General features: G+C 63.3%; 21 protein-coding genes. 15 read left to right on the top strand and 6 right to left on the bottom strand.

What is annotated here, in order from left to right:
* Nucleotides 1-94: 94 nt before the first annotated feature.
* The 6 genes from NKJ40_RS20960 to NKJ40_RS20935 all read left to right on the top strand — a co-directional run bounded on the left by NKJ40_RS20960 (nt 95) and on the right by NKJ40_RS20935 (nt 7,840).
* Nucleotides 95-1,102 (top strand): ABC transporter permease, encoded by a 1,008-nt coding sequence (locus NKJ40_RS20960; RefSeq protein ID WP_352467678.1) that lies wholly within the window; start codon nt 95-97, stop codon nt 1,100-1,102.
* 1 nt (nt 1,103) lies between these two features.
* Complete coding sequence (locus NKJ40_RS20955) at nt 1,104-2,237, top strand: ABC transporter permease (protein ID WP_352467677.1); 1,134 nt, start codon at nt 1,104-1,106, stop codon at nt 2,235-2,237.
* A gap of 9 nt (nt 2,238-2,246) precedes the next feature.
* Entirely contained in the window at nt 2,247-3,914 is a 1,668-nt protein-coding gene (locus NKJ40_RS20950; RefSeq protein WP_352467687.1) for an ABC transporter ATP-binding protein, read from the top strand.
* Nucleotides 3,915-3,935: 21 nt separating this feature from the next.
* Nucleotides 3,936-5,306 (top strand): alpha-glucosidase/alpha-galactosidase, encoded by a 1,371-nt coding sequence (locus tag NKJ40_RS20945; protein WP_352467676.1) that lies wholly within the window; start codon nt 3,936-3,938, stop codon nt 5,304-5,306.
* 262 nt (nt 5,307-5,568) lie between these two features.
* A complete protein-coding gene (locus tag NKJ40_RS20940; protein WP_352467686.1) occupies nt 5,569-6,810 on the top strand; it encodes an acyl-CoA dehydrogenase family protein in 1,242 nt (413 codons plus the stop codon).
* Nucleotides 6,811-6,817: 7 nt separating this feature from the next.
* Nucleotides 6,818-7,840, top strand: coding sequence for a phosphotransferase family protein (locus NKJ40_RS20935; protein WP_352467685.1), 1,023 nt, complete (start codon nt 6,818-6,820; stop codon nt 7,838-7,840).
* Nucleotides 7,841-7,880: 40 nt separating this feature from the next.
* On the opposite strand, the gene ftsZ is transcribed toward NKJ40_RS20935, so the two are convergent.
* Together ftsZ and NKJ40_RS20925 are read right to left on the bottom strand one after the other, a co-directional pair.
* Complete coding sequence (gene ftsZ / locus NKJ40_RS20930) at nt 7,881-8,888, bottom strand: cell division protein FtsZ (RefSeq protein WP_023677189.1); 1,008 nt, start codon at nt 8,886-8,888, stop codon at nt 7,881-7,883.
* A 220-nt stretch (nt 8,889-9,108) separates the two neighbouring features.
* Nucleotides 9,109-10,227, bottom strand: coding sequence for an NAD(P)/FAD-dependent oxidoreductase (locus NKJ40_RS20925; RefSeq protein WP_352467675.1), 1,119 nt, complete (start codon nt 10,225-10,227; stop codon nt 9,109-9,111).
* A gap of 168 nt (nt 10,228-10,395) precedes the next feature.
* Between NKJ40_RS20925 and NKJ40_RS20920 the strand changes: the two genes are divergently transcribed.
* The gene (locus NKJ40_RS20920) at nt 10,396-11,772 is read left to right on the top strand and encodes an aspartate aminotransferase family protein (protein ID WP_352467674.1); all 1,377 of its coding nucleotides are present in this window, start codon (nt 10,396-10,398) and stop codon (nt 11,770-11,772) included.
* 5 nt (nt 11,773-11,777) lie between these two features.
* On the opposite strand, the gene NKJ40_RS20915 is transcribed toward NKJ40_RS20920, so the two are convergent.
* The 4 genes from NKJ40_RS20915 to NKJ40_RS20900 all read right to left on the bottom strand — a co-directional run bounded on the left by NKJ40_RS20915 (nt 11,778) and on the right by NKJ40_RS20900 (nt 16,414).
* Nucleotides 11,778-12,878, bottom strand: a complete 1,101-nt coding sequence (locus tag NKJ40_RS20915) for an alcohol dehydrogenase family protein (protein WP_352467673.1) — start codon at nt 12,876-12,878, stop codon at nt 11,778-11,780.
* Between the two features lie 9 nt (nt 12,879-12,887).
* Nucleotides 12,888-14,267 carry an aspartate aminotransferase family protein gene (locus NKJ40_RS20910; RefSeq protein WP_352467672.1) on the bottom strand — a complete coding sequence of 460 codons (1,380 nt, stop codon included), beginning with the start codon at nt 14,265-14,267 and terminating at the stop codon, nt 12,888-12,890.
* Between the two features lie 35 nt (nt 14,268-14,302).
* A complete protein-coding gene (locus tag NKJ40_RS20905) occupies nt 14,303-15,796 on the bottom strand; it encodes an NAD-dependent succinate-semialdehyde dehydrogenase (RefSeq protein ID WP_352467671.1) in 1,494 nt (497 codons plus the stop codon).
* Between the two features lie 126 nt (nt 15,797-15,922).
* Nucleotides 15,923-16,414, bottom strand: a complete 492-nt coding sequence (locus NKJ40_RS20900; RefSeq protein WP_352467670.1) for an Lrp/AsnC family transcriptional regulator — start codon at nt 16,412-16,414, stop codon at nt 15,923-15,925.
* 82 nt (nt 16,415-16,496) lie between these two features.
* Between NKJ40_RS20900 and ehuR the strand changes: the two genes are divergently transcribed.
* The 8 genes from ehuR (at nt 16,497) to NKJ40_RS20860 (ending at nt 23,996) form a co-directional block, all read left to right on the top strand.
* Nucleotides 16,497-17,882, top strand: coding sequence for a MocR-like ectoine utilization transcription factor EhuR (gene ehuR, locus NKJ40_RS20895; protein ID WP_352467668.1), 1,386 nt, complete (start codon nt 16,497-16,499; stop codon nt 17,880-17,882).
* 122 nt (nt 17,883-18,004) lie between these two features.
* Nucleotides 18,005-18,790, top strand: coding sequence for an ectoine/hydroxyectoine ABC transporter ATP-binding protein EhuA (ehuA, locus tag NKJ40_RS20890; RefSeq protein ID WP_352467667.1), 786 nt, complete (start codon nt 18,005-18,007; stop codon nt 18,788-18,790).
* A 65-nt stretch (nt 18,791-18,855) separates the two neighbouring features.
* Nucleotides 18,856-19,707: an ectoine/hydroxyectoine ABC transporter substrate-binding protein EhuB gene (ehuB, locus tag NKJ40_RS20885; protein ID WP_352467666.1), complete on the top strand. Its 852-nt coding sequence runs from the start codon at nt 18,856-18,858 to the stop codon at nt 19,705-19,707.
* Between the two features lie 191 nt (nt 19,708-19,898).
* The gene (ehuC, locus tag NKJ40_RS20880) at nt 19,899-20,558 is read left to right on the top strand and encodes an ectoine/hydroxyectoine ABC transporter permease subunit EhuC (RefSeq protein WP_254819481.1); all 660 of its coding nucleotides are present in this window, start codon (nt 19,899-19,901) and stop codon (nt 20,556-20,558) included.
* A gap of 16 nt (nt 20,559-20,574) precedes the next feature.
* Entirely contained in the window at nt 20,575-21,234 is a 660-nt protein-coding gene (gene ehuD, locus NKJ40_RS20875) for an ectoine/hydroxyectoine ABC transporter permease subunit EhuD (protein ID WP_352467665.1), read from the top strand.
* Nucleotides 21,231-22,004, top strand: a complete 774-nt coding sequence (gene eutA, locus NKJ40_RS20870) for an ectoine utilization protein EutA (protein WP_352467664.1) — start codon at nt 21,231-21,233, stop codon at nt 22,002-22,004. The genes ehuD and eutA overlap by 4 nt, the downstream gene beginning before the upstream one ends.
* Before the next feature lie 10 nt (nt 22,005-22,014).
* On the top strand, nt 22,015-23,007 hold the full coding sequence (gene eutB / locus NKJ40_RS20865; protein ID WP_352467663.1) for a hydroxyectoine utilization dehydratase EutB: 993 nt from the start codon (nt 22,015-22,017) through the stop codon (nt 23,005-23,007).
* Nucleotides 23,004-23,996, top strand: a complete 993-nt coding sequence (locus NKJ40_RS20860) for a cyclodeaminase (protein ID WP_352467662.1) — start codon at nt 23,004-23,006, stop codon at nt 23,994-23,996. Before eutB ends, NKJ40_RS20860 begins: the two co-directional genes overlap by 4 nt.
* Nucleotides 23,997-24,012 lie beyond the last annotated feature (16 nt).

Genomic DNA, 24,012 nt, shown 5'->3' with positions numbered 1-24,012 from the left:
CTGACCTAAAAATTCCCGGCCGCGCTGCTGGCGCGGCCGGGACAAAGCCAGCGGCGAGGGGATAACTGAAACCGAGCGAGGAGAGAAACGGCCGATGCTGCGATTTCTGCTTATGCGCATAGCATCCGCGATACCGGTTCTCGCCATTTTGAGCGTGGTTACCTTCGCGATCATCCAGGCACCGCCGGGCAACTATGCCGACTACATCCGCTTGCAACTCATCAACCAGGGTGGAGCCTCCTTTGCCGAGGCCGATGCCCAGGCGAAGGCTTACAGCGTGGAGCATGGCCTCGATAAGCCGGTTCCGCTCCAATACCTGAACTGGATCACCGGCATCATCACCCGCGGCGACTTCGGCTACAGCCTGTATTACAACAAGCCCGTCGCCGACGTGGTGGGCGAGCGGCTGCCTCGCACGCTGCTGCTTGCGCTAGTCTGCCATCTCTTGGCTTCGGTGCTGGGCATCGGCTTTGGCATCTGGGCGGCGACCCGGCAGTACAGCTGGATCGACAGTACGCTATCAGCGATTTCCTTTCTCGGAATGACGGTACCGCGCTTCCTGATGGCGCTGATCATCGTCTATCTGCTGGTCTTCCAGTTTAACGTCTCCGAGATCGGCAGCTTTTTTTCGCCGCAATTTGGCGGGGCGCCGTGGTCCTGGGCGAAGTTCGTCGATCTGGTCCGGCACGTCTGGCCGGTTGTCGCCATCGCTACCTTCGGCGGGCTCGCCTACAACATGCGGGTGATGCGCGGCAATTTGCTCGACACGCTGAACGCGCAATATGTCGAAACCGCTCGCGCCAAGGGTCTCAGCGGCGGTGCGGTCGTGATGCGCCATGCGGTGCCCAATGCGCTGCATCCGCTGGTCATGTATCAGGGAGTGGTGCTGCCCTATATGCTGACCGGCGAGATCGAGACGGCGATCATCTTTGCACTACCGACCGTCGGCCCGGCGATCGTTGGTTCGATGGCGGTCGGTGACGTCTATGTCACGGCGACCTTCATGATGGTGCTGTCGGCGACGCTGATCGTCGGCAACATCATCGCCGACATGCTGCTCGTCATGCTCGACCCGCGTGTGCGCCAATATGCAGGGTCCTGAGATGCTTGCGTTCGAGCCCTCGCTGCCGCCACTTGCGGAGGAGCCGGCCAAGATCAAGCCGCGCGGCAATGAGAGCTACATCGCACTCGTCTGGCGCCGCCTGAAACGGTCCTGGACCGGCATGGCCGGGCTCATCCTGGTCGCGTTTCTGGTGCTGCTGGCGGTGTTTGCCGACTTCTTCGCACCGATGGATCCCAAGGTGACCGATGTCGGCTTCGCCCCGCCGCAGATGATGAGCTTCCATGACAAGGACGGTAACTTCGTTTTCCAGCCACGCGTCTATGCCCTGGCGGATTCGGAAGACCTTGACCCGGTCACCTTCCAACCCGTCGTCGGGCCGGACTATGACCATCCGCGGCTGCTCGGCTTCTTCGTCAAGGGAGCGGAGTACAGACTGCTCGGCCTGCTTCCCGCGAACCGGCACTTCTTCGGCTCGACCGACGGCCAGCCGGTGCACTTCCTGGGCACCGACAAGTTCGGCCGCGACGTGCTGGCTCGTGCGATTTATGGTTCGCGCATCTCGTTGATGATCGCATTGACCGTGGTCTTCATCGTCACCGTGATCGGCACGACCGTTGGCATGGTGTCGGGCTATTTCGGCGGCACATTCGATGTCTGGGTCCAGCGCTTCGTCGAACTGGTGCTCGCATTTCCGCAATTGCCCCTTTATCTGGCGCTGACGTCGCTGGTTCCGGTGACGGCGCCGACCAATGTCTTCCTGGCCTTCGTGATCGTCGTCATGTCGGCGCTTGGCTGGGCGCAGATGTCGCGCGAGGTGCGCGGCAAGACCCTGGCGCTGGCGCGGATCGACTACGTCCGTGCGGCGATGGCGGTCGGCGCCACGGACGGCCGCATCATCATGCAGCATATCTTTCCGAACGTGATGAGCCACGTCATCGTTGCCGTCACGTTGGCGATCCCCAGCGTCGTCCTGCTCGAATCCTTCCTCGGTTTTCTCGGTTTCGCGGTGAAACCGCCGCTGATCTCCTGGGGCCTGATGCTGCAGGACACCGCGACCTATTCGGTCATCGGCACCTATCCCTGGATCCTCTCGCCGGTCGGCTTCGTGCTTGTCACTGTCTTCGCGTTCAACGCGCTTGGCGACGGACTGCGCGATGCGGTCGATCCGTATTGACGTGACATGATGCAACACGCGCTCGTCAAATCCTTCGCACCGCCTGTCCGGCTCGACCATGACGGCCGTTCGGAAAACCCGGTCATCGATGCCCGCAACATCGCCGTCGATTTCAAGGTCGAACACGGCATGGTCGAAGCCGTCAAGGACATCTCGTTCCAGCTCTATCGCGGCGAGACGATCGCCATTGTCGGCGAGTCCGGATCGGGCAAGTCGGTGACGGCGCGCACCGTCATGGGGCTGTTGTCGAAGCGCGCGGTGGTGTCGCCGAAATCGACCGTCGAATACAACGGGGCGAACATCCTGAAATTTTCCGAGCGTGCGCGGCGCAAACTGCGCGGCGACCGCATCTCGATGATCTTTCAGGAACCGATGAGTTCGCTCAACCCGATCTACACGATCGGCAGTCAGATCGTCGAGGCGATACGGGTGCATCGCAAGATGAGCCGCAGGCAGGCCGAGGCAAGGGCGCTCGAGCTGCTGCAGCAGGTGCAAATTCCTGAGCCCCAGGCGCGGCTGAAGCAGTATCCGCACCAGCTTTCCGGCGGTCAGCGCCAGCGTGTGATGATCGCCATGGCGCTGGCCAACGATCCGGACGTGCTGATCGCCGATGAGCCGACGACGGCGCTCGACGTCACGGTGCAGGCGCAGATCCTCAATCTCATCCGCAACCTGCAGAAGAAACTGCGGATGGCGGTGATCCTGATCACGCACGACCTGACCGTGGTGCGGCAGTTCTCCGACTATGTCTACGTCATGCAGCATGGGGAGATGCGCGAGCACAATGTGACGGAGAAGCTGTTCGCCAATCCGCAGCACCCCTACACCTGCCACCTGCTTGCCTCCGAGCCGCGCGGCCAGGCCAATCCGTTGCCGGAAGGCGCCGACGTCATTCTTGAAGCCAAGGATGTGCGCGTCTCCTTCATGCTGCGGCATGGCACGTTCATGAGGCCGGACCTGCGTGAGCTCGTCGCCGTCGACAGCCTCAGCCTGACCCTTCGGCGGCACGAGACGCTGGGTCTCGTCGGCGAATCCGGATCGGGCAAGACCACGTTCGGCGAGGCGTTGCTCAGGCTCAACACCACGGACAGCGGCGAGATCTATTTCGATGGCCAGCCGATCCATGGCTGTTCGCGGGCGCAGATGCGGCCGTTGCGGTCGCGCATGCAGGTCGTCTTCCAGGATCCGTTCTCGTCGCTCAACCCGCGCATGACGATCGGCCAGATCATCGAGGAAGGGCTGGTCGTCAATCGCATCGGCACCACCAGGAACGATCGGATCGAGCGGGTGCGCGAGGCGCTGATCAGCGCCGGCATGCCCGGCGATATCCTGTCGCGCTTCCCGCACGAGTTTTCCGGCGGCCAGCGCCAGCGTATTGCGATTGCCCGCGCCGTCGCGCTCGAACCCGAATTCATCGTGCTCGACGAGCCGACATCGGCGCTGGATCTCTCGGTCCAGGCGCAGATCATCGAATTGCTGCGCAAGCTGCAGCGCGAACGGGGCCTGAGCTACATCTTCATCTCGCACGACCTCAAGGTCGTGCGGGCGCTGTGCCATCGCGTCATCGTCATGCAGCACGGCCGGATCGTCGAAGAGGGGCCGGTCGACGAAGTCCTGTCCCATCCCAAAACCGCTTACACCGAACGGCTGGTCAAAGCCGCTTTCGAGGTAGCCTGATTGCTTATGCCGGAGGTCGTTGTGGCAAGAAATCCCAAGGTCGCTTTCATCGGAGCTGGCTCGACGGTGTTCATGAGGAACATCGTCGGGGACATATTGCAGCGTCCAGCTTTATCCGGCGCTACGATCGCGCTGATGGACATCAATCCGCAACGGCTCGAGGAAAGCGCAATCGTCGTCGGCAAGCTGATCTCGACGCTTGGCGTCAAGGCCAAAGCCGAAACCTACTCGGACCAGCGCAAGGCGCTGGCGGGCGCCGATTTCGTCGTCGTCGCCTTCCAGATCGGCGGCTACGAGCCCTGCACGGTAACTGATTTCGAAGTTCCGAAGAAATACGGGCTGCGCCAGACCATCGCCGATACGCTCGGTGTCGGCGGCATCATGCGGGGCCTGAGAACCGTGCCGCATCTCTGGAAGATCTGCGAAGACATGCGCGCCATCTGCCCGCAGGCGATCATGCTGCAATATGTCAACCCGATGGCGATCAACACCTGGGCGATCGCGGAGAAATACCCCGACATCAAGCAGGTCGGCCTCTGCCATTCGGTGCAAGGCACGGCGATGGAGCTGGCGCATGATCTCGACATTCCCTACGAGGAGATTCGCTACCGCTCGGCCGGCATCAATCACATGGCCTTCTACCTGAAGTTCGAGCATCGCCAGCCGGACGGCTCCTACCGCAACCTCTATCCGGATCTGCTGCGCGCCTACAGCGAAGGGCGGGCGCCGAAGCCTGGATGGAATCCGCGCTGCCCGAACAAGGTGCGCTACGAGATGCTGAAGCGCCTCAGTTACTTCGTCACCGAGAGCTCCGAACATTTCGCGGAATACACGCCCTATTTCATCAAGGACGGGCGCGAAGATCTGATCGAGAAATTCGGTATCCCGCTCGACGAATACCCGAAGCGCTGCATCGAGCAGATCGAACGCTGGAAGGGGCAAGCGGAAGCCTATCGCTCGGCTGACAAGATCGAAGTGGAGCAGTCGAAGGAATATGCGTCCTCGATCATGAACTCGGTCTGGACCGGCGAGCCGTCGGTAATCTACGGCAACGTCCGCAACAATGGCTGCATCACGTCATTGCCATATAATTGCGCGGCCGAGGTGCCATGCCTCGTCGACGCCTCCGGCATTCAACCCACGTTCATCGGCGACCTGCCGGTGCAACTCACCGCGCTGATCCGCACCAATATCAACGTCCAGGAACTGACGGTCCAGGCGCTGATGACCGAGAACCGCGAGCACATCTATCACGCGGCGATGATGGACCCGCACACGGCGGCCGAGCTCGACCTCGACCAGATATGGTCTCTGGTCGATGATTTGCTGGTTGCGCATGGCGATTGGCTGCCGGCCTGGGCGCGTGGAGCGCGCAGCGTTCGGGCGGCCTGAGCATAGGAATGGCGTCCCCTTCGGGCCTGGGCCAGTGCGCTCTCCCACCTTCAATCCGAAGAAGTGACCGGGTCAAAATCCGTAGGAACGACCGGGATCGGTAGCACGCCCGCAGGCATCGATTCATATCGATCCGGGCGGCTTTGCACTGCGAAATGAGGGCCCGGCGCACTGCTGTTGCTCCCAGTCAACGACGACAGTTACACTACCGGCGCGACCATCGGAGCCGATGGCGGCATCTCGTTTCATCCTTGTGAGCGTCATGAATTTCGACATTTCCGTCCGCACCGAGGCCTTCCGCAGCCGGATCGCCGACTTCGTCGAGCGCGAGATACTGCCGCTCGAGATAGACAAGGCTTCCTATGACGGCCATGGCAATATCGCACTGCCGCTGCTCGAAACGTTGCGGGGCAAGGCGAAGGCAGCCGGCCTGTGGTGCCTGCAACTGAGACCGGAGACCGGCGGGGCCGGCCTTTCCAAGATGGATATGGCCGTCTGCTATGAAGAGATGAACCGCTCGATCTTCGGTCCGGTCGTGTTCAATTCCGCGGCCCCCGACGATGGCAACATGATGGTGCTGGAGCGACTGGGGACGCCGGAGCAGAAGCAAAAATGGCTGAAGCCGATCGTCGAGGGCAAGGTGCGCTCGGCTTTCGCAATGACGGAGCCGCATCCGGGGGGCGGCTCCGACCCGTCGATGATCCTGACCAGAGCCGAACGGCGCGGCGACAGGTATGTCGTCAAAGGCCGCAAATGGTTCATCACCGGCGCGCAAGGGGCGAGCCACTTCATTCTCATAGCGCGCACTTCGGACGATCCGCGTCACGGCCTTTCGGCCTTGCTGTTCCACAAGGACCAGCCGGGCTGGCGGATCCTGCGGCGCATCGAGATCATGGGACCGGAGGAGCATGGCGGCCATTGCGAGCTGGAATTCGACGGGCTTGAAATCCCGGTCGAGGATGTGCTTGCCGGCGAAGGCAGCGGCCTCATGGTTACACAGGTCCGGCTCGGTCCGGCGCGGCTCACCCATTGTATGCGCTGGCTCGGCCTTGCCAAGCGCTGCATCGAGATCGCGCGCGCCTATGCCGCCGAGCGTAGCGGTTTCGGGCAGCTTTTGGCCGACCGCGAGAGTATCCAGCTGATGCTCGGCGACGTTGCCATGCGCATCGAGATCGGACGGCTGCTGGTGATGAAGGCGGCCCGGGAGCTCGATCGCGGCGGCTTTGCCCGCAAGGAGGTCTCCATGGCCAAGATCCAGGTCGCGAACGTGCTGCATGACGCCGCCGACGTGGCGATCCAGATCAACGGCGCCCGCGGCTATTCGAAAGACACTGTACTCGAATGGATCTACCGCTACGCCCGCCAGGCTCGCCTGGTCGACGGCGCCGACGAGGTCCACAAGATGGTGCTCAACCGTTTTCTCAACGAGGAGCGTGCAGGCTTCTGGCGCTGGCATGTCGAAGCCGGCAGACAAGACGAAACAGGTCGCGGCGGGAACCGCTGAGCCGGCAATGAGGATGGATTTCGATCCAGTACGCCTGGAGGATTTTCTGAGAGCGCATTTTGGCAATGGCCAAATGTCGCTTGAGCGGATCGTCGGCGGCCAATCCAATCCGACCTATTTCGTCAACTATGGCGGCCGCCGCATGGTGCTGCGCAAGAAACCCCCGGGACCGATCCTGCGCGGCGCTCATGCCGTCGATCGCGAATACAGGGTGATCGAGGCGCTAGCGGCGTCAGACGTGCCGGTGCCGCGGCCGGTGCTCTATCACGATCACGACGGCGACGAGCCGCTCGGCACGCCGTTCTATCTTATGCAGCGGCTCGACGGCCGGGTGTTCCACGATGGCGCGTTGCCGGGACTGGCGCGGGACGAGCGGCGCGGCGTCTATTTTGGCATGGCCGAAGCGCTGGCGAAGCTGCACGCCGTCCGGCCGGAAGAGATCGGGCTCGGCGACTACGGCCGGCCAGGAAATTACTTCGAACGACAGATTGCGCGCTGGACCAGACAGTTGCAGGAATCGCCGAGCGCCCGCATAGCGGCGCTCGAAGCCGTAGCCGAATGGCTGCCGCGAAATCTTCCGCCAGACGACGGCCACGTCTCGATCGCGCATGGCGATTTCCGCCTCGGCAATCTTATCTTCGATCCCGAGCGGCCCGAAGTGATCGGCATACTCGACTGGGAATTATCGACGCTCGGCCATCCGCTTGCCGATCTCGGCTTCTGCTCGATGCCCTGGCATTCCTCGCCTGACGAATATGGCGGCATCATCGGCCTCGATCAGGCCGCGCTCGGGATTCCGACACAGCGCGAATTCCTCGATCATTACTTCGCCCACGCCGTGCCGACGGCGCCGCTGCAGCGGTTCCATCTGGTGTTCGCCATGTTCCGCTTTGCGGTGATCTTCGTCGGCATCGCCGACCGCGTGCTGGCCGGCAGCGCGGTTGCGGCCGATGCGGCGGACGTGGCACCGCTGGCCGGCCGTTTTGCTGCGCGCGCCATGGAAGTCATCGACGGCGCGCGGCCCTGGTGAGGAGAGGCTGGCAATCAGCTAAGCGAGCCGCGATACGCGTTCAGTTCATGCGAACTTCCGGTTCGGCAAGCAGTGGAATCTCCAGGCCACGCCGCAAGCCGGTCGCCACGACCGATACCCTGAATTTTCCGGCGAGTGCCTTGTCGAAGATGGCGCCGACGATGATGTCGGCATCGTTGTCGACCTCCTCGCGGATGCGGGTAGCGGCTTCGTCGACCTCGAACAGCGTCATGTCCATGCCGCCCGATATCGAGACAAGGACGCCCTTGGCGCCCATCATCGAAGCTTCGTCGAGCAGCGGGTTGGCGATTGCCGCTTCCGCCGCCTTCTTGGCGCGGCCTTCTCCGGCAGCCTCGCCTGTACCCATCATGGCGCGGCCCATGTCGCGCATCACCGACTTTACATCGGCGAAGTCGAGATTGATCAGGCCTTCCTTGACGATCAGATCGGTGATGCAGCCGACGCCCGCATAGAGAACCCGGTCGGCCATGGCGAAGGCGTCGGCGAACGTGGTTCTGGCGTCGGCGATCCTGAACAGGTTCTGGTTGGGGATGACGATGACGGTATCGGCGCTTTCGCGCAGGCGCTCGATGCCCTCATCGGCAGCGTACATGCGGCGCCTGCCTTCGAAGACAAATGGCTTGGTAACGACGGCGACGGTCAGTATTCCGGCTGCCCGCGCTGCCTGCGCTATAACAGGCGCGGCACCGGTGCCGGTTCCGCCTCCCATACCGGCGGTCACGAAGCACATATGCGTTCCGGCAAGGTGATCCATGATCTCGTCGATGGATTCCACGGCCGCGGCACGGCCGACCTCGGGCAGGGACCCGGCGCCCAGACCTTCGGTGATATGAGCGCCCAACTGGATCAGCCTCGTTGCCTTCGACATGGCAAGGGCCTGGGCATCGGTGTTGGCGACGATGAATTCCGCGCCCTGCAGGCCTTCGGCGATCATGTTGTTGACGGCGTTGCCGCCGCCGCCGCCGACCCCGACGACGGTGATCTTGGGTCTCATCTCCGAGATTACCGGCCTCGTCGCGGTGTTCATTGCCGTTCTCCCTGGATACGCCGAGTGGTCGCTGGAAGCTTGTCCCGGGCGCACTGCGAAAACTTTGAACCGGGCAGTGCGAATCAGGACAGCCCAGAACGCAGGGAATCAGAGCGCGGAGCGGGCTGCAAGTGCGCGATGTGCCTCATAGGCGACTTGCGTCTGAAAGTTCACGCAATGGCCTTGATACAGTGCAGATCGTTGCGCGGAGCGTCGCACGCTACAACTTCGGCGCGAGGCACTGCGCGACATGGTCGGCAATCGCCAGGCAGGAGGTCAGGCCGGGGCTTTCGATGCCGAACAGGTTGACCAGGCTATCCAGGGCGTGCACCGCTGCGTCCTGGATGACGAAGTCGGCATTGGCCTCACCGGGACCGGACAGTTTTGGCCGGATGCCGCTGTAAGCGGGCTGCAGGCTGCCATCGGCCAGGTCCGGCCAATATTTTCGGATCTCGCTGTAGAAGCGCTCGCCACGAGCTGGATCGACGCGATAGTCGAGTTGATCAATCCATTCGACGTCCGGCCCGAAGCGGGTGACGCCGTCGAGATCGAGCGTCAGATGAACACCAAGCCCGCCGGGTTCGGGCACCGGATAGACCAATCGCGAGAAGGGCGCCCGGCCGGCCACCGAAAAATAGTTGCCCTTGGCATAATGGAGCTTTGGCACGAATTGCTGGTCGAGCCCTTCAAGCGAACCGGCAAGAGCTGCGGCGCCAAGCCCGGCGGCATTGACGAAGCGCGGAGTGGCGATCTCGAAGCGCTCGCCACCGGCAGCGTCCACCGTGTCGAGTACGACGCGGCCCGCTTCGATGCGGCCGGAGGCGACGCGGGTGTTGAGACTAAGTGCCGCCCCGTGCGCCTCGGCATCAGCCAGCAAGGCAAGCATCAGGGCATGGCTGTCGATGATCCCGGTGGCGGGCGACAGCAACGCCGCCGTACACTTAAGGCTGGGCTCCAGCGCATGCGCCTCGGCTTCGCTCAAGGGCACCAGGTCGCCGGCGCCGCAAGCGCGTGCATTGGCCCGGATTGAGGCGAGCACCGGCTCCTGTTCGGCATTCGTGGCGACGATGAGCTTGCCGCAGCGCAAATGCGGGATCGCACGCTCGTCGCAGTAGCGATAGAGCTTTTCCCGGCCCGCCACGCAGAGCTGGGCCTTCAGCGATCCAGCCGGATAGTGGAGGCCGGCATGGATGACCTCGGAATTGCGCGAACTTGTCCCGGTGCCAATAGCGCTCTCGGCTTCCAGGACCAGCGTATCGATGCCGCGCTGTGCCATCTCTCGCGCGATCGCCAGGCCAACAACGCCGGCGCCGGCGACAATGCAGTCGACATGGTCCACGGTCAGGTCAAGCCGAAGTTCTGCATGCGTCCATCCATCCGCTGGCCCTGTCGAAAGCGCTTGACACTATACCGTTCGAGAAAGATGCATCAAACGGCATAATGCACGGGGACCCTGCCGAGCCGGACCGGCGGCAGGACTGTTTTCGCGTGCAGTACAGGAGCCGTCATGGACGCACGACCGAATTCTCCCGAAGCCCGCGACATAAGCTTTCACATGCATGGCTATACGAATGCCCGCAAGCATCAGGAGTCGGGACCGCTCGTCATCGAGAAGGGCGACGGCATCTATGTCGAGGACCTTGCCGGCAACCGTTATATCGAGGCGATGGCCGGGCTTTGGAGCGTCGCGGTCGGTTTTTCGGAGAAGCGGCTGGTCGATGCGGCGGTACGGCAAATGTCCAAGCTGCCTTACTATCACGATTTCGGCTCCAAATCGCATTCGCCGCTGATCGATCTCGCCGAGAGACTGGTGCAGATGGCGCCGGTGCCGATGAGCAAGGCGTATTTCACCAATTCCGGCTCCGAGGCCAACGATACGGCCATGAAGATGATCTGGTACCGGTCGAATGCGCTCGGCCAGTCGGCGCGCAAGAAGATCATCAGCCGCAAGAAGGGTTATCACGGCGTCACCATCGCCTCGGCGAGCCTGACCGGACTGCCCAACAACCACATTTCGTTCGATCTGCCGATCGCAAATGTGCTGCACACCTCGACGCCGCACCATTGGCGCGAGGCACTGCCGGGTGAAAGCGAAGAGCTGTTTTCGACGCGGCTTGCCGACGAGCTGGAAAAGCTGATCCTCGCCGAAGGACCAGAAACCATCGCCGCCTTTTTCGGCGAACCGATCATGGGTGCCGGCGGCGTCATCGTTCCGCCTTCCGACTACTGGGAGAAGATCCAGGCGGTGCTGTCGAGATACGATATCCTGCTTGTCGCTGACGAGGTGATCTGCGGCTTTGGCCGAACAGGTGAGATGTTCGGCTCGCAGGCCTTCGGTATCAGGCCCGATATCATGGTGCTGTCAAAGCAGATCTCTTCCTCCTATTTGCCGATCTCGGCCCTGCTGATCAACGAGAAGGTCTTCGAGCCGATCGCCAACGAAAGCAATCGTATCGGCACGTTCGGCCACGGCTTCACCGGCGGCGGCCATCCCGTTGCGGCAGCGGTTGCGCTCGAGAACCTGAAGCTGATCGAGGAGCGCGATCTCGTCGGCAATGCGCGCACCGTCGGTGCGCATATGCAGAAACGGCTGCGCACACTCGCTTCGCACCCGCTTGTCGGCGAGGTGCGCGGCATCGGCCTGATCGCAGCGGTCGAACTGGTCGGCGACAAGGCGAACAAGGCGCCGTGGGGCACGGTCGGTGCCTTGGGCGGGCTCGTCAACGGCTTCATGCAGCAGAACGGCGTCATCTCGCGCAATATGGGCGATGCGCTGGCTTTCTGCCCGCCGCTGATTATCACCGAGCCGCAGGTCGACCAGGTGATCGACGCGTTTGAACGGTCGCTCGAGGCTGCCGCCAAGCAGGTCCGATCGCCAAGCTGATCGCGCTATTTAGCGACGCCGACCGCGTCCGGAACGACGACCAGCTTGCCGACGAAGTCCTTGGCGATGAAATCGGCCTGGGCGCGATGGAAATCGGACAGCTTGTAGACGCCGCCGACCAGCGGCCGAATCTTCTTCTCCTCGATGTAGCGCACGATGCGGCGGAAATTGGCCCGCGTGCCCTGGCTCGAGCCATGCAGTTGCAGCTGTTTCAGGTACATGGTGCGCAGATCGAGCTGCACGACCGGGCCGGCAATTGCACCAGCCGTGGTGTAGCGGCCTTCCGGCCTCAAGATGCGCAGGAGGTCGTTGAAGATCGCGCCGCCGACCAGGTCGGCGACGACGTCGATCGGCTGGCCGCCGGTCGCCTCGTTGACGGCGGCCGGCAGATCGGCAACGCCACGGGTGATCACCGCTTCGGCGCCGATCTCGCGCACGGCCTGTTCCTTGCCCTTGCCGACGACGGCATAGGGAATGGCGCCGCGCGCCCGCGCCAGTTGCACGATGCCGGAGCCGACGCCGCCCGAGGCGCCGGTGACGAGCACGCGCTCGCCGGCCTTCAATGCGGCGCGTTCCAGCATCTGTTCGCCGGTGAGATAGGCGCAGCAGAAGGTGGCGAGTTCGACGTCGCTCAGATCGGTGTCGACGACGTGGGCATTCTCGGCCGGCACGGTTTGGTACTCGGCATAGCCGCCGTCGCGGCCGTGGCCCATATAGTCGATATCGGCGAGTGAATCGTCGTCGCGGTTATAGATGGAGAAATCGACCATCACCCGCTCGCCGATGCGAGCCGGCGAAACGCCGTCGCCGACGGCAACGATGTTGCCGACCGTATCTGTGCCCTGGATACGCGGGAAGGTCAGCGTGTTGCCTTGCCTGCGCCAGGTCGAGACCGCGGCGGCATCTTCCTCCGTGCCATAGGCGCCCTGGCGCACCCAGACATCGGTGTTGTTCATACCGCAAGCGGTGACCTTGACCAGCACTTCGCCCGGGGCGGGCGAGGGTACTTTGACGTCGGTGCGATAGACGAGCTTTTCCGGTCCGCCGTGGCCGGTCAGCAGCACGGCGGCCATGGTGGCGGGGATGGTCTTGGTCGTGGCATTCATGTCGGTTCTTCAGATGTTGGCAAACACGCTCTTCACCGCATCGGCCGTCTTGGACAGGACGATGTCGGCCTCTTCCCGTGTCAGGCAGAGCGGCGGCGCGAAACCGAGAATGTCGCCCTGCGGCATGGCGCGGCCGATGACGCCGCTTGCCGCAAGCGCGGTCGCGATCTGCGGTCCGATCTTTTGCGAGGCGTCGAAGAAGACGCGGTCGTCCCGGTCGGCGACGAACTCGATTGCCGCCAGCATGCCGTCGCCGCGTACCTCGCCGACGTTTTTGTGGCCACCGACGGCTTTCGTCAGCTCGGCGCGGAAATAGGCGCCGGTCTCGCCGGCGTTCCTGACCAGATCCATCTCGTCTATCAGTTCCAGGTTGGCGACGCCGGCGGCCACGCAGATCGGATGCGCCGAATAGGTCCAGCCATGGCCGAGCGAGCCAAGCTTGTCGGAGCCTTGGACGAGCACCTGCCAGACCTTGTCGGAGACGATGACGCCGGAGAGCGGCGCATATGCCGAGGTCAGGCCCTTGGCGATGGTGATCAGGTCGGGCTTGATGCCGTAGTGGTCGGAGCCGAACATGGTACCCAATCGGCCGAAGCCGGTGACGACCTCGTCGGCGACCAGCAGTACGTCGTACTTCTTCAGCACCGCCTGGATCTTCTCCCAGTAGCCGGCCGGCGGCGGCACGATGCCGCCGGTGCCGAGGATCGGCTCTCCGATGAAAGCGGCGACCGTTTCCGGCCCTTCGGCGAGGATCATCTCCTCGAGCTTGTCGGCGCAGTATTGCGAAAACTGCTCTTCGCTCAGCGAGCGGTCGGCGCGGCGGAAATAGTAGGGCGCCTCGGTGTGCAGGACCGGCGCACGCGGCAGGTCGAAGGCGTTGTGGAACAGGTCGAGGCCGGTCAGCGATCCGGTCATGATCCCGGAGCCGTGATAACCGCGCCAGCGCGAGATGATCTTCTTCTTCTCGGGCCGGCCGAGCACGTTGTTGTAGTACCAGATCAGCTTGATATTGGTTTCGTTGGCGTCGGAACCGGAGAGCCCGAAATAGACCCTCGACATGCCTTGCGGCGCGCGGTCGATGATCATCTTGGAAAGCGTGATCGACGCCTCGGTGCCGTGCCCGACATAGGCGTGGTAATAGGCGAGATTCTTGGCCTGTGCGGCGATGGCGTCGGCGATCTTCTGGCGGCCATAACCGACATTGACGCAATAGAGCCCGGCGAAGGCATCGATGCTCTTCTTGCCGTTATTGTCCCAGATGGTGACGCCTTCGCCACCGGCGATCACACGCGTCGGGCTCTCGCCACGCGCATGCGTTCCCATATGGGTCGAGGGATGGAAGAAGTGATCGCGATCCCAGGCGGCGAATTCGTTTGACTGGTCGAGCATCTTTTTTACTCCTAAGGAAAAGTGTCGGGCGCGGCTCACGCAACGTCGAGGCAGAGATATTTGAGATCGGTAAAGGCTTCGAGCCCGTGACGCGAGCCCTCGCGGCCGATGCCGGACTGCTTGACGCCGCCGAACGGGACCGGCGCGCCGGTGATCTTGACGCGGTTGATGGCGACCATGCCATAGTCGAGCGCCCGGCCCATGCGCAATTGCCGGCCGCCGTTTTCGGTGACGACATAGGCGACGAGGCCGTATTCTGTCGCATTGGCGCGGGCGACGACTTCGTCTTCGCTGTCGAAGGGCGTCACGGCGGCGACCGGACCGAAAGTCTCCTCGCGCATGATCAGGGCGTCGTCGTCAACATCAGCCAGCAGGGTCGGCTGGTAAAACAGCGGCCCGGCCGGATGACGCCTGCCGCCGGTCAGGCAACGCGCGCCTTTGGCGAGCGCATCGGCCACCTGCTCCTCGACCTTCTTGACCGCGCGTTCGTGCATCAAGGGTCCGATTTCAGTGCCGTCAGCGAGGCCATTGCCGGCCCGCAATGCCTCGACGCGTTTAGCGAAAGCAGCGCAGAACCGATCGTATATCGGACGCTGGACATAGATGCGGTTGGCGGCGAGGCAGTCCTGGCCGGAGGTCGCGAATTTGGCGTCGACGGCGATGGTCACAGCCTTGTCGAGATCCGCGTCGGCGAAGACGATCAGCGGCGCATGACCGCCGAGTTCCATCACCAGACGCTTCATCGTCGGCGCACTCTGCGCGGCGATCAACCTGCCGATCTCGGTCGAGCCGGTGAAGCTCATGGCGCGGACGCGCGGGTCTTCGCACATCCGCCCAACGATGGTTGAGGCCTTGCCGGTGAGAACGTTGAAGACGCCAGCCGGCACGCCAGCGCGCTCGCCAAGTTCGGCTAGGGCCAGTGCGGACAGCGGCGTTTCCGAGGAAGGATGCGCGACAATGGTGCAACCGGCGGCAAGCGCGGCAGCCGCCTTGCGGGTCAGCATCGCCGCAGGAAAATTCCACGGCGTGACGACGCCGACGACGCCGAGCGGCTCGCGCCGCACCATCATCTCGGCGTTTGGCAGATGACTGGTGAAGCTTTCGGCGTTGAGGCGTTTGGCCTCCTCGGCATACCACTCGACAAAGGAGGCTGCGTAGTCGATCTCGCCGAGCGACTCCTTCAGCGGCTTGCCTTGTTCGAGCGTCATCAGCAGGGCTAGGTCATTTTTTGCGGCGCCGATTAGATCGAACCATTTGCGCAAGATTTTCGAACGTTCCTGCGGCAGCAATGCGCGCCAGGCGGGAAAGGCGCGCGATGCCGTATCGATCGCCAATGTCGTCTGCCGGGCATCGAGCGCGGCAACAAAAGCAACGGTGGAACCGGTGGCCGGATCGGTCACCTCGAAACTCTCCGCGGTCTCGCTTGCCGTCCAGTGGCCATCGACATAGGCAAGTTCGCGCAGCAGCCGTCGGTCGGCAAGGCGATCAAGCGCTTCATGGCGGTGCGAGCGGGCAAAATGTGCGGACATCATCGGGCTCCCGGTTCGGGTGATGCCGCAAGACTATCTCTGCCGCGCAAACAGAGAGGCTGTTTGCGTGCCGCATGTAGAGAGATTGTCTCTATTGCCCTGCCCAGCCAGACGATCTCTCCGGTATCAGGAAGATGCCGGCAACAGATCCGCCACTGGCAGCACACTCTCCTCCTTCACCGTCTTGGTGACGATGTAGGTGAAATAGCGGTCGATGCCGATCTCGCGTTCGAGCAGAGTGTCGACCAGCCGCTGATAGGCGTCGATGTCGCGCGCCATGACTTTCAGCAGGTAATCGACGCCGCCGCCGACAGACCAGCAGGCGACGATCTCGCGGATGTCGCGGATGACGCGCTCGAAACGGTCGAAATCGGCCTGGCGGTGGCTGGCAAGCGTCACCTCCATCAGCACGGTGGCGACCGGCGCGATGGCGCGCATGGCGATCCTGGCATGGTAGCCGGAGACGATGCCGGCCTTTTCCAGCTTGCGCAGCCGCATCCAGCACGGCGTCGGCGACAGGCCGACCTTCTCGGCCAGCGCCAGCTTGGTGATACGCCCGTCGCGCTGGATGGCGTCGAGGATTTTCAGATCAATCGGATCGAGTTTCGCTGCAGCCATGATCGCCCACTTCCGGTGCCGGACACCATGACGGCGCATTATTTCGATTGTCAATTGCACTGATTTCGATCTCTAATAAGTCATGACATTTTGGCGACCAGATCCCGCTCTTATCCGGCGGCCGGCCTATCAATCGCTCGCCGACCAGTTCGCGCGCGCCATCCATGACGGGCGCCTGGCGAATGGCTCTCGGTTGCCGACGCACCGGCAGCTCGCCGACGATCTCAAACTTTCCGTGCAGACGGTCAGCCGCGCCTATGAGGAGCTGATCCGCCGCGGGCTGGTGTCCGGCGAGGTCGGCCGCGGCAGCTTCGTGCAGACACAGCGCCGCGAGCCGGAGCCGCCCTATCTGCCGGAGCGGCTGGGCGAGGTCATCGACCTCTCCATCCTGAAGCCGGTCTGCGAACCGATGCATCTGGAGCGGCTGAGGCAGGCGCTGGGCTGGCTCGCCGAAAACCTGCCGTCGAGCTCGGCGCTGTCGTTCAGGCCGAACATGGTGTTCCCGCGCCACCGCGCGGTGGGTGTCGAGTGGCTACGCCTCTGCGGCCTCGACGCGTCGCCGCAGAACATCAGCCTGACCAACGGCGCCACTGCAGGGATGACAGTGGCGCTGATGAGCGTGGCGCCGCCGGGTTCAACCGTCGCCACCGAGGCGATCGGCCATCACACGCTGATCCCGCTGGCGCGTTATCTCGGTTTCAACCTCGAGGGTTTGCCGATCGACGACAATGGGCTGATCCCGGAAGCGCTCGACGAGGCCTGCCGGCTGTCGGACATCCGCGCCGTGTTCGTGCAGCCCTCGGTGATCAACCCTACGGCGACGCTGATGGACGCCGCCCGGCGCGGACAGATTGCCGCCGTTGCGCGCAGGCATGATATCGCCATTATCGAAAACGACGTCCTCGGCCCGTTGGTCGAGGACCGGCCGCCGCCGGTCGCGGCGTTTGCACCCGAGCGCACGCTCTACGTCACCTCCTTTACCAAGATCGTAGTGCCCGGGCTGCGCATCGGCTATCTCGCGGCACCCGATCGTTATGTCGCCGCGGTTGCCAACCGCCACCTCGTCTCGAACTGGATGGCGACGCCGCTGGTGGCCGAGATCGCCACCAAATGGGTGACCGACGGCACCGCGATGGAACTCGTTCGATGGCAGCGCGTGGCTTTGCGGCGGCGTCTGGACATCGCCGCCGAGGTGCTCGCCGGAGTGGACTATCGGGCTCATCGCGACGGGCTGCATGTCTGGCTGCGGCTGCCCGATGATCGCGGCGAGGAAAGCTTTGTTTCCCAGGCGCGCCTGCAGGGCGTGGCGATCGCGCCCGGCACGTCGTTTCGCATTTCGCAGACGCCTTGGCATCCAGCTGTGCGGATTTCGCTTGGCTCGACCACGGAGGGGGAACTGCGTGCCGGTCTCGGCGTTGTCACCAAGCTTCTACTCGGCGATCCCGAGCATCTCCTGCTTGCGATCTAGGCAACAATTGGCGGGGAATTGTGCGGAGTCCGAAATATTGTCATGATATTATTTTCTTGATTGACATGATTTGCCGCGATCCGCATCGTTAAAGGCATCGCTTCTCCAGCACGGGAAATTCATTGTCGGCGCCCATCATCAAGATCGACGGCATTTCAAAAAGCTTCGGCACCTTCAAGGTGCTGGACGGCCTCTCCATGCAAGTCATGCCCGGCGAGAAGCTGGCGCTGATCGGCCCATCGGGTTCGGGCAAGACGACGATCCTGCGCATCCTGATGACGCTAGAGCGTATCGACAGCGGCCATATTCAGGTCGACGGCGAGCAGCTGTATCACATGGAGCGTAACGGCCGGCTGCTGGCGGCCGATGAACGGCATTTGGCAAAGATGCGCCAGAAGATCGGCATGGTCTTCCAACTGTTCAATCTGTTTCCGCACAAATGCGTCATCGACAATGTGACGCTGGCACCGATGCTGACCAAAGGCGTGCCGCGGGCCGCCGCCGAGAAGCGGGCGATGGAGCTGCTCGACATGGTCGGCATGGTCGACAAGGCCAAAGCGATGCCGGCGCAGCTTTCCGGCGGCCAGAAGCAGCGCGTCGCGATTGCCCGGGCGCTGGCGCTGTCGCCGAAGATCATGCTGTTCGACGAGGTCACCTCGGCGCTCGACCCGGAACTCGTCGACGAGGTGCTCAACGTCATGCGCAAGCTCGCCGCCGAGACCGACATGACCATGCTGCTGGTCACCCACGAGATGGGTTTCGCCCATGACTTCGCCGACCGGGTGCTGTTCTTCGACCGTGGCAGAATAGTCGAGGAGGGCAAGCCCGACGAGATTTTCCGCCATCCCAAACAGGAGCGCACGCAAGGTTTCCTGAAGAAGATCATTGCGGCCGGACATCGGGTCTGACTGCCATGCGAGGCGGCGACGCCTCAAGCAAGCCAAGAAGACAGACAAACAAGGAGTTGGGAACAATGAAGAAATTTGCCATTTTGGCCGGCGTCGCCGGTGTCGCGCTGACGGCGGTGCTGGCCGCCTCGACGCCCGGCTCTGCCGATGACAGCAAGCTCGAAGAGCTCAAGGCGCAAGGCTTTGCCCGCGTCGCCATCGCCAACGAGCCGCCCTATACGGCGGTCGCTGCCGACGGCAAGGTTTCGGGTGCGGCGCCTGACGTTGCCCGTGAAATCTTCAAACGCCTTGGCGTCAACGATATCGTCGCCTCGATTTCGGAATATGGCGCCATGATCCCCGGCCTGCAGGCCGGCCGTTTCGACGTCGTCACCGCCGGCCTGTTCATGAAGCCGGAACGTTGTGCTGCGGTCGCCTATTCGGAGCCGGTGCTGTGCGACGCCGAGGCGATGCTGGTGAAGAAGGGCAACCCGAAGGGCTTCAAGAGCTACGAGGACGTCGCCAAGGACACCAGCGCGACGATCGGCGCACCGGGTGGCGGCACCGAGGAAAAGCTGGCGCTCACCGCAGGTGTGCCGCGCGAGCGCGTCATCGTCGTGCCGGACGGCCAGAGCGGCCTGAAGATGCTGCAGGACGGCCGCATCGATGCTTATTCACTGCCCGTGCTGTCGATCAACGACCTGGTCAAGAAAGCCAATGATCCGAACCTCGAAGTCATCGCGCCGGTGGTCGGTGCGCCGGTCTATTGCGACGGCGCGGCCTTCAAGAAGGGTGACGAAGCGCTACGTGATGCCTATGATGTCGAGCTGGCGAAACTGAAGAAGTCCGGCGAGTTCGCCAAGATCATCGAGCCCTACGGCTTCTCGGCGGCGGCGGCGATGTCGACGAGCCGCGACAAGCTCTGCTCGGCGAAGTAGGCGCCTCTTTTGCCTTCTCCCCGTTTACGGGGAGAAGGTGTCACGAAGTGACGGATGAGGGGCAGCGCCATACTTTCGTGAGTTCGCGCTGCCCCTCATCTGCCTGCCGGCATCTTCTCCCCGTCGACGGGGAGAAGGATCCAAGGCCACCTGCCTCGCACAACCGCAAGCGTTAGGAACTTTCGAATTTCATGACCCAATGGTCCGGCTATTTCGGCCTGATTTTGCAAGGAGCGCTTGTCACCATCGAATTGACGTTGATGGGGTCGGTGCTTGCCTTGGTCATGGCCTTTCTTGCCGGGCTGGGGCGGCTGTCGCGGTTTTTCGTGCTACGCGCGCTGGCCACCGCCTATATCGAGTTCTTCCGCGGCACCTCGATCTTCGTGCAGCTGTTCTGGGCTTATTTCGTGCTGCCTTTTGCCGGCATTTCGCTGACGCCGCTGCAGGCCGGGGTGCTGGCGCTGGGCCTCAATGTCGGGGCCTATGCAGCGGAAGTGGTGCGTGGCGCCATCAAGTCTATCGGCCGCGAACAATATGAGGCCTGCACCGCGCTCAATCTCGGCCGCTGGCAAGCCATGCGCCATATCATCCTGCCGCAGGCGCTTCTGGTGATGCTGCCTACCTTCGGCAACAACGCCATCGAGCTGCTCAAGGCCACCGCCGTCGTTTCGCTGATCTCGCTCGCCGACCTGACCTTCCAGGCGCAGGTGGTGCGCTCGCAGACCGGCAATACACTGGTGCCGTTCAGCACCATCCTCGTCATCTATTTCGTGCTGGCGCTGCTCATCTCATGGGGCGTGCGGTCGCTGGAACGCCGCATGGCGCGCGGCCTCGACGGGGTGCGCGTCTGATGGAGCGGGCCTGATAATGGAATGGGATTGGGATTTTGTCCGGCAGATCCTGCCGACGCTGATCGAGGGGGTGAAGATCACCATCCTGGCGACGCTGCTCGGCTCGGTGCTGGCGGCCATCGTTGGGCTAGGCATCGCGTTGGCGCGCCGGTCACCGAACAGGGCTCTGTCACGCACTGTCGGGTTCCTTGCCGAGTTCATCCGTGGCACGCCGCTGTTGGTGCAGCTCTATTTCATCTTCTACGTGCTGCCGGATTTCGGCGTCCTGTTGCCGCCGCTGGTGGCGGGCGTCATCGGTCTCGGGCTGCATTACGGCACTTACACGGCCGAGGTCTACCGCGCCGGCATCGATAATGTTCCGCGCGGTCAGTGGGAAGCAGCGAAGGCCTGCAATCTAAACGCCACCCAGACCTGGACGCACATCATCATTCCGCAGGCAATTCCGCCGATGATCCCGGCGCTTGCCAATTATTTCATCGCCATGTTCAAAGAGACGCCGCTGCTGTCGGCGATCACCGTGCTGGAACTGATGAACCAGGCCAAGAGCGTCGCCAATACCTATTATCGGTATATCGAACCGATCACCTTGGTCGGCGCCTTCTTCCTCGCCATCAGCCTGTTCTCGGTGGTGCTGCTGCGCTGGCTGGAACACCGTTATGGGCGGATCGAACGATGAGCGCTGCACTCGATATTCGCATCCACTCGGCCCGGCTGCCGCTCGATGCGCGTCCGCTGGAAAAGCGGGTCGGCCTGATCATCCTCGCAACCGACCATACGAGCGAACCGGATTTTCACCGCATGGTGGCAAGCGATCATATCGGCGTTTATGTCGCGCGTATTCCCTACTCTAACCCGACGACGCCGGACAATTTGCGCAAGATGCAGCCGTCACTGACGGCGGCCGCGGCCCTGATCCTGCCCGACGAGCCGCTCGATGCGATCTGCTATTCCTGCACCTCGGCCTCCGTCGTGATCGGCGATGCCGAAATCGAGGCGGCGGTGCAGGCAGCCAAGCCCGGCGTGCCGGTGGTCACGCCGCCGATGGCCGGGGTGCGCGGTCTGAAGGCGCTGGGTGCCAGGACGATCAGCATCCTCACTCCCTATACGGTCGAGACCAGCCGGCCGATGGCGGCCTATTTCACCGAGCATGGATTCGAAATCGTCAGCTTCACTTGCCTCGGCTTCGAGGACGACCGCGAGATGGCGCGGATTGCACCGAAATCCTTGGTCGATCTGGCCCGCGAGATGACGGCCCCGCAGGCCGACGCGCTGTTCGTGTCCTGCACGGCGCTGCGGTCGGCGGCGGCAGTTGTCGGCATGGAGGAGGCCATCGGTCGCCCGGTGGTCACCAGCAACCAGGCGACGGCCTGGAATTGCCTGCGGCTTTGCGGAGATAAGATGTCGCGCCCGGAATTCGGCCGTCTGATGACGCTGCCGCAGAACTGATTGATGAGCCATGACCACGTCCAGGATAAGCCTCTCCGATATCCGCGCCGCGCGCGAGCGCATCGCGGGCAAGGTCGAGCGTACGCCGACCGTCACTTCACGGAGTCTTTCCAAGCACTTGGGCGAGCCTGTTTATCTCAAGCTCGAACATCGGCAGACCACCGGCGCCTTCAAGCTGCGTGGTGCCTCGAACGCTATCGCCTCGCTGACAGAAGAGGAGAGGACGCGTGGCGTCGTCGCTGCCTCGACAGGCAATCACGGCCGGGCGCTGGCCTATGCCGCTCAACTGCAAGGTATCCACGCGACGATCTGCATGTCGCGGCTGGTGCCGCAGAACAAGCTCGACGAAATCCGCCGGCTGGGCGCCGAGATCCGCATCGTCGGCAACAGCCAGGACGATGCGCAGCAGGAGGTCGAGCGGCTTGTCGCCGAAGACGGGCTGATCATGCTGCCGCCTTTCGACCATCCCGCCATTGTCGCCGGGCAAGGCACGCTCGGGCTGGAGATCATCGAACAGGTTCCTGATGCCGCCCTTGTGCTGGTGCCGCTTTCCGGCGGCGGGCTGGCGGCTGGCGTTGCCGCTGCCGTCAAGGGCGTCAGCCCGGCGACGAAGGTGGTGGGCGTTTCAATGGCGCGTGGTGCGGCGATGAAGGCAAGCCTCGATGCCGGGCACCCGGTGCTGGTCGAGGAACTGCAGACGCTGGCCGACTCGCTTGGCGGCGGCATCGGCCTCGACAACCGGCTGACCTTTTCCATGTGCCGCGACCTGCTCGACGATGTGATCCTGCTCAGCGAGGACGAGATCGCCACCGGCATCCGCCATGCCTATGAGCAGGAGCGCGAGATCGTCGAAGGCGCCGGCGCGGTCGGCATCGCGGCCGTGCTTGCCGGCAAGGTCAAGGCGAATGGCCCGGCGGTGCTCGTTCTGTCCGGCCGCAACATCGATATGACACTGCACCGCAAGATCATCTGCGGCGAAGCAATTGCGGAGAGCGCAGCATGAGCCGTATGACGATCCTCACCGAAGCCGAATTGCGCAAGATCGTGAAGCTCGATCTCGATGCCGTCGCCTGCGTCGAGAACGCGTTCCGGGCGCTCGCTACCTTGCCGGTGGCGATGCCGCCGATCCTGCGGCTGGACATTCCAGAGCATCGCGGCGAGGTCGACGTCAAGACCGCCTATGTGCCGGGCATCGATGGTTTTGCGATCAAGATCAGCCCCGGCTTTTTCGATAATCCCAAGCTCGGCCTGCCCAGCGTCAATGGCATGATGGTGTTGCTGTCGGCGAAAACCGGGCTGGTCGAGGCGCTGCTGCTCGACAATGGCTATCTCACCGACATCCGCACGGCCGCCGCCGGCGCGGTCGCCGCCAAACATCTGTCGCGGGCGGACTCCTCCGTTGCCGCGATCTTCGGTGCCGGTGTTCAGGCCGGACTGCAGCTCGAGGCGCTGATGCTGGTGCGGCCGATCACCGAGGCTCGCATCTGGGCAAGGGATGCCGCCAAGGCCGAAGCCGCGGCGGACGCATTGTCCGAAAGACTGGGCATCGCCGTTCACGCCGAGCCAGACGCGGCAAAGGCAGCCGCCGATGCCGACATCATCGTCACCACGACACCGTCGACCGAGCCGCTGATCAAGGCCGGCTTCGTCTCCGCCGGCCAGCACATCACCGCGATGGGCTCGGATGCCGAGCACAAGAACGAGATCGCGCCGGCGATCCTGCGCATGGCCGACCTCTACGTCGCCGATAGCGCCAAGCAGACGCGACGATTGGGCGAACTGCACCATGCCATCGCGGCGGGCGTGATGGCGGCCGATGCAGAGATCACCGAGCTTGGCCACATCATCGCAGGCGAAAGGCATGGCCGGCGTTCGGACAGCGACATCACCATCGCCGATCTGACCGGCGCCGGGGTGCAGGACACGGCGATCGCCACGCTCGCCCGCGACCGTGCGCGTGCAGCCAAGACCGGTACGATTTTCGAAAGCTGATACCGGCCGCAAGGCC

It is taken from the genome of Mesorhizobium sp. M0119 (assembly GCF_040322615.1).
Taxonomy (GTDB): domain Bacteria; phylum Pseudomonadota; class Alphaproteobacteria; order Rhizobiales; family Rhizobiaceae; genus Mesorhizobium.
This window is presented reverse-complemented; position numbering and strand designations above follow the sequence as displayed.